At 61.0% G+C, this 4,666-nt stretch carries 7 protein-coding genes and 1 pseudogene; 2 read left to right on the top strand and 6 right to left on the bottom strand.

Annotated elements, in window-relative coordinates; genetic code table 11:
• Together THIDRDRAFT_RS22855 and THIDRDRAFT_RS22850 are read left to right on the top strand one after the other, a co-directional pair.
• A partial coding sequence (locus THIDRDRAFT_RS22855; RefSeq protein WP_007043307.1) for a transposase occupies nucleotides 1-176 on the top strand: 176 nt, incomplete at its 5' end.
• 125 nt (nucleotides 177-301) lie between these two features.
• A complete protein-coding gene (locus THIDRDRAFT_RS22850) occupies nucleotides 302-829 on the top strand; it encodes a hypothetical protein (protein ID WP_139058885.1) in 528 nt (175 codons plus the stop codon).
• Between the two features lie 122 nt (nucleotides 830-951).
• Here the strand turns inward: THIDRDRAFT_RS22850 and THIDRDRAFT_RS22845 are convergent, their stop codons facing one another.
• From THIDRDRAFT_RS22845 to THIDRDRAFT_RS26970, 6 genes and pseudogenes are all read right to left on the bottom strand, one after another.
• A complete protein-coding gene (locus THIDRDRAFT_RS22845; RefSeq protein WP_139058884.1) occupies nucleotides 952-1,509 on the bottom strand; it encodes a hypothetical protein in 558 nt (185 codons plus the stop codon).
• Between the two features lie 50 nt (nucleotides 1,510-1,559).
• Complete coding sequence (locus tag THIDRDRAFT_RS22840; protein WP_007043304.1) at nucleotides 1,560-2,306, bottom strand: putative nucleotide-diphospho-sugar transferase; 747 nt, start codon at nucleotides 2,304-2,306, stop codon at nucleotides 1,560-1,562.
• A gap of 1 nt (nucleotide 2,307) precedes the next feature.
• The gene (locus THIDRDRAFT_RS22835; RefSeq protein WP_007043303.1) at nucleotides 2,308-2,967 is read right to left on the bottom strand and encodes a sulfotransferase family 2 domain-containing protein; all 660 of its coding nucleotides are present in this window, start codon (nucleotides 2,965-2,967) and stop codon (nucleotides 2,308-2,310) included.
• A gap of 61 nt (nucleotides 2,968-3,028) precedes the next feature.
• On the bottom strand, nucleotides 3,029-3,793 hold the full coding sequence (locus THIDRDRAFT_RS22830; protein WP_007043302.1) for a sulfotransferase family protein: 765 nt from the start codon (nucleotides 3,791-3,793) through the stop codon (nucleotides 3,029-3,031).
• Between the two features lie 181 nt (nucleotides 3,794-3,974).
• Nucleotides 3,975-4,448: a transposase gene (locus THIDRDRAFT_RS26975; protein ID WP_007043301.1), complete on the bottom strand. Its 474-nt coding sequence runs from the start codon at nucleotides 4,446-4,448 to the stop codon at nucleotides 3,975-3,977.
• A pseudogene (locus tag THIDRDRAFT_RS26970) lies at nucleotides 4,378-4,666 on the bottom strand (hypothetical protein); the annotation flags it as partial. The gene THIDRDRAFT_RS26975 and the pseudogene THIDRDRAFT_RS26970, both read right to left, overlap by 71 nt.

Genomic DNA, 4,666 nt, shown 5'->3' with positions numbered 1-4,666 from the left:
CCAGCAAGCTCTTCGAGGAATTTCCGGCGCTGAAGAAGCGCTACTGGGGGCGGCACTTTTGGGCGCGTGGATACTTTTGTGCCACCGTTGGCGAGCTGAGCGAGGAGATGATAAAGCAGTACCTGGAGCATCATTTTGAGCCAGACCCAGCGGCTGAATTTCGAGTGGAGCCCTAGACGCGTCGTTCAGTCGACGCGTATCCGGACTTTCAGTCCGTTACTCAAACCCACCGGCTTTTAGCCGGTGGTTGTTTAGTCGCGATCCGCTGTTCATCCTGACCTCCTGGTTCGAGCTGCACCAAATGCAGCAGCACCACGAGCTGTTAGAGGCGCATGGCATCAGCATGAAGAAGGTCAACCTGCTGCATGAATCGGAAGTCACACGCATGGCGCTGCGCCTGATGGACGGTGCCTACAAGCCCATCGCCTCCGATGCGCTGCGCACCTGGCTGGAGCAGAAAAGCCGCTACATCGAAGGCTTCCTGCGGCGCTGGGCCTACCCTGCCGTGGAAAACCCTGACCTCGGCTGGCACTTGGTGCACTATGAGGGCATCAGCGCCTACCTGACCGAGCTGGTGACCTCGCTGCGCGAGCGCCTCTCGCCAGAGGCCCAGTTCAACGTCGACCGCTTCCTGCAGCAGAGTCAGGGACATGTTCAGCTGCGGTTTAGCCCTAGAAGCGATCCGTGCCAGCTGAAATCCCACAAGGTCACCGAAGATGTACGCCAGCATGCGGCACTCTTCCAGGAAGCCGCGCAGGTGATCACGGCGTCGTCGGAGTATCAGGCGGTGCTAGCCGGCGCGCTCGCACCCTTCGATGAAGGCTGTTGACCCAGCTGGGAAAAAATGAGGGCTCCTGCGTATGACGATTGGAGCAAGCAATTCCTGACGCTGATGGCACTTCATCAGTCCCGCGCCTCCACTTCCAACGCGTGCAGGCTGTTCGGATTGAGCTAGCCCCAGTCGCGCAGCGTCTCAAGACAGGCGAAGTCGCGCGCAAGGAAGCGGCGCAGATTGACGCGTGCCCGTTTCGACAGGGCTAGCATTCCGGGCGGGGTCGCGGAGCAGTGGGCCCTTTCGCGCAGGCTGGTCGTGATACCGAACAGCCGGGTGAGATCTGCCTCCAGCGTTTCCTGCATCACGACGCCATCCATCTGCCCCGGCCCGATTTGCGCAAGAAGCGGGTCGAGATAAAATGCGATGCTTTCGCCTAAGTGATGGATTGAGCGAAAATTGCCCTGCGCCAAGGCGTTGTCTGTACCGTCCTGGAAATAGAGCTGCTCGGCCAAGGCGCCGAGCTTGCCGTAATGGTTGAGGATCGCCCGCTCACCGGGAAAGCGCGCTGCCTGCCGCGCATCGCTGTTCACCAACTGGTGGCGCCAGTTGAAGGCCGACAGCGCACGCGCGATCGGTGCTCGCGCGATGATGACGTAGCGCGCCGCTATCTCTACTGTGGGCTGACGGAGATGGACCACTCGGTCTATCCGCACCGCGCTGTCGCGGATCGCCAAGCGGCAGGTGCTGCCGCCGCATTTGCCGATATGGATCAGGATTGTTCGGCTCATCGCCAGAGGCCGAGCTGCGACAGTACGGCGATCTTGTCGGCGCATGTCTTGGGCGATAAGGGATGCGCAACGATCACCTCGGAAACGGAGCCGTCCATCAGCCGCGGAAAAAGGTGATGGGGCAGCACCGAGACCGAAACCGGATGATCCTCCCGGGAGCGGATGATCCGGTGCGAGGCTCTAAAGACCGTGTCGCGGAACGGGATCGTGTAGGGCTCCTCGACCGCCCATTCCAGTCCGCCCTCGTCCATTAGGCGGTTCACGCTGACTTGGTCGTCCCGGTCGAGCGTGACCCGTGCCTCGAGTTGCGCCATGAATCGGCGCACCGGCCCGGTGTTGCGGAGAGAGAAGAAGCCGCAGCAAAGGACTATCCCGTGCCTTGCATGCACATCCGGTGGCCAGACCGTGCCTTGCGAAAACACCATGTCGGTTGCGCAGTCCGCAATGATCGGCAGCGGGTCGCGCATCCAGACGGCGTCTGCATCCGAATGGATCAGCCAGTGTACCTCCGCCAGCAGCGCGCGCAGCACACTGATCCTAAAGGTCCAAAGATTGGCGAGATGCGCTGCGTCGCACGGCCGGTAAAGCACGCGCCCTGCCGAAAAGGCGTCCCGCGTGGCGGCGTCGAGTGCGATGATGCGTACTGGTGCGCTCACCCCAGCGGCGTCAATCGCTGCAAGCCAGTTACGCGCGACGGGGATATAAGCCTCGTTGGCGAAGGTCACGATGGTTGGCTCAATCATTTCACATCTCGTTCTGGCGGAGGCTGCACCAGCCGACCTCATAATCCTCGGCGAAAATCCTTTCAAGTCGATCGCGCTGCGCGGCGGAAATGATCACCCGGTCGATCCCGGAGCGCGACTGATTGCGCCCATGAAAGGCCGGAAGCGGCATTTTGAACACCTTGTCCTCGCAAAACTCCCGCACCCGATCCATCTCGGCAATACTGAAGACATGGTCGAAATAGCCCCTGTCCCGGCCGAACCAGATACATTGGCCCAGCAGATGGCAGGCCGCTTGTTTGCGGCGCGTGGGGTTCGTAGACCGGGCGATCCGCTCCATCTCGCCGGACTCCAGCAGATCGAGACAGGTGTCCACACTCCAGGAGGTCAGCGTCTCGCGCAGAATCTTGTCCGTATAGGCGCTAATGAAACGTTCCACCGGATCGCGGGTGATGCACCAGCGGCGGTTCCCCTTAGCCCCGTGCGCGAAGAAGGGCTGCGGCCCCATGACCGTATCGGTCCACTGCCGAGGCAGACCGACCCCAGCCAGCGTGTAATAGCCATCACGGGCGAAATCCGCAGGCAGGCTGCCTTCGGCATATTTGAGCCACAACCGCACGGTCGTGCCGCCATTCTTTGGGGCGTCGTAGAATTCGAATCCGTTTAGCGCGAAATTTGGCATCACCGCAGTTCATGCATGTGTTTCGGGGGCTAGGAGGTAAATGTCGGGCGCCGGTCGTCGGTCACGAAGCAGGCTGCGGATCACTGAACAGGCTCCAATGCCCGGTGTAGAGGCCGCTCAGGCGGGAAAAGAGCCGGATGTCGTCCTGCAGCATCTCCTGGATGAAGGCCCTTGTGCCGGGCTCCATCGTGATCGGCCTTCCCGGTCCTTTGTTCAGTTCGAGCGGCTGCACCAGACCGAACGGCGCGATCCCCAGATGCGTGCTCACCTGGGCCAGCACAGCTGCGGGATTGGCCTTCAGCATCTCACTGGCTAGGCAAAGGATCCTGTCGCGCGGAAAGAGATCCAGTGCCCGGGAAAGCTGGCGCCCATAAAAGCCGCGATCCAAATAGGCGCAGGCCTTGTAGCCGATATCGCCCGGCGGGTAGGCGGCGATGCGTCTGCGTTCGGCACGGATCGCCGCATCGAATCCCAACGTCTCGCGCCGTCTGCGCGTGGCCATCGCCCAATGCGACCAAGCCCGTTCGATTGGGTCGCGGAACAGCAGAATCAGGCGAACCTCCGGATTGCAGGCCCGCAGACGATCGAGACAATGAGGCAGGTAGATGTAGCTCGGAGAGGCATCAAGCCGCATCTGCCCCGGCTTTCGGGCAGGAAACTGCGCATCGTATATGGCGTAGTCGGGGCGGCTCCAGTTGACCGTCGGATCGTCAAAATAATGAATTTCCTTCTTGTGGCCGCCGACAATCTGCGGATGACAACAGAGATATTTGTGCAGAGCCGTAGTGCCGCATTTCTGCACCCCTGCGATCACGATCTCGACCATTCTTTCATCCCCGTTTGCCCCGCGCTTTTCCAGACAAGGGAAGCGACAGGAACTTGTCCGCTTAGGATATCGATGTCGGTTGACGGTTGCTCGGATCAGCATTCCGTTTCCTGCTTGGCTTGGCAAGCTGCCTTTTGTAGTGGTCAAGCTCAGCACAGTACAAAACGAATAGCTTCCCCAGCTAATAGAGCGCGCGTCTCATGTCATGTTGGACGTTGAACGGTCGCCCATCGAGCATGAAACCGAGGACGCAGAGCAGTTCGGCAGCGAAACTGGCCTGCAGGGTGATGAGGCGCTGAAGGAGGTCGAGTCCATAGCGAAAGAAGCTGAACTGAGGGCGCTCGAGTGTTTTTTGGCGAATCGGCTGTTGCTCGTGCGCCCAGACACCGGCATGAACCGCCCACAGGGTGGTGAGCGTCAGCAGCGCGAACAGTCGCTCGAGGCGCTCGGGCTTGGTGAGATGCGTCTCTTCGAGGTGCAACCCGTGCGATTTCAAGGCGGCAAACAGGGTTTCGATGGTCCAGCGCTGGGCATACTCCTCAATGGCCTGGTGGCTGTAGGACTCGCTGACGATGAACAGCCATTCATTGGTCTCCAGGCGTTTGGCGCTGAGAAAGACCGTCTGCCCCCAGAGCCGGCGCGGCTGACGCAGCACCCGTGTCGCCCCCGACGGCCAGGGTCTGGAATTCGCGCAGCAGCGGATAGGCCCCCTTGGTGGACGTGAGGTTGACGTTGGCCTTCAGGCGCAAGCGAAATGGCAGCTCGCGCCGCAGGAGATACGCCAGCCAGTCGCGCCCGACGAACTCGCGATCGGCCAACAGGAAGGCCACTGGCTGACCCGGAAAGGTCGCGAAAAAGCGCTCCATCAGCGCG

The organism is Thiorhodococcus drewsii AZ1, from assembly GCF_000224065.1.
In the GTDB taxonomy this organism is placed as follows: domain Bacteria; phylum Pseudomonadota; class Gammaproteobacteria; order Chromatiales; family Chromatiaceae; genus Imhoffiella; species Imhoffiella drewsii.
Note: the sequence above shows the minus strand (reverse complement) of the source record. Positions and strands in the feature narration are given on the sequence as shown.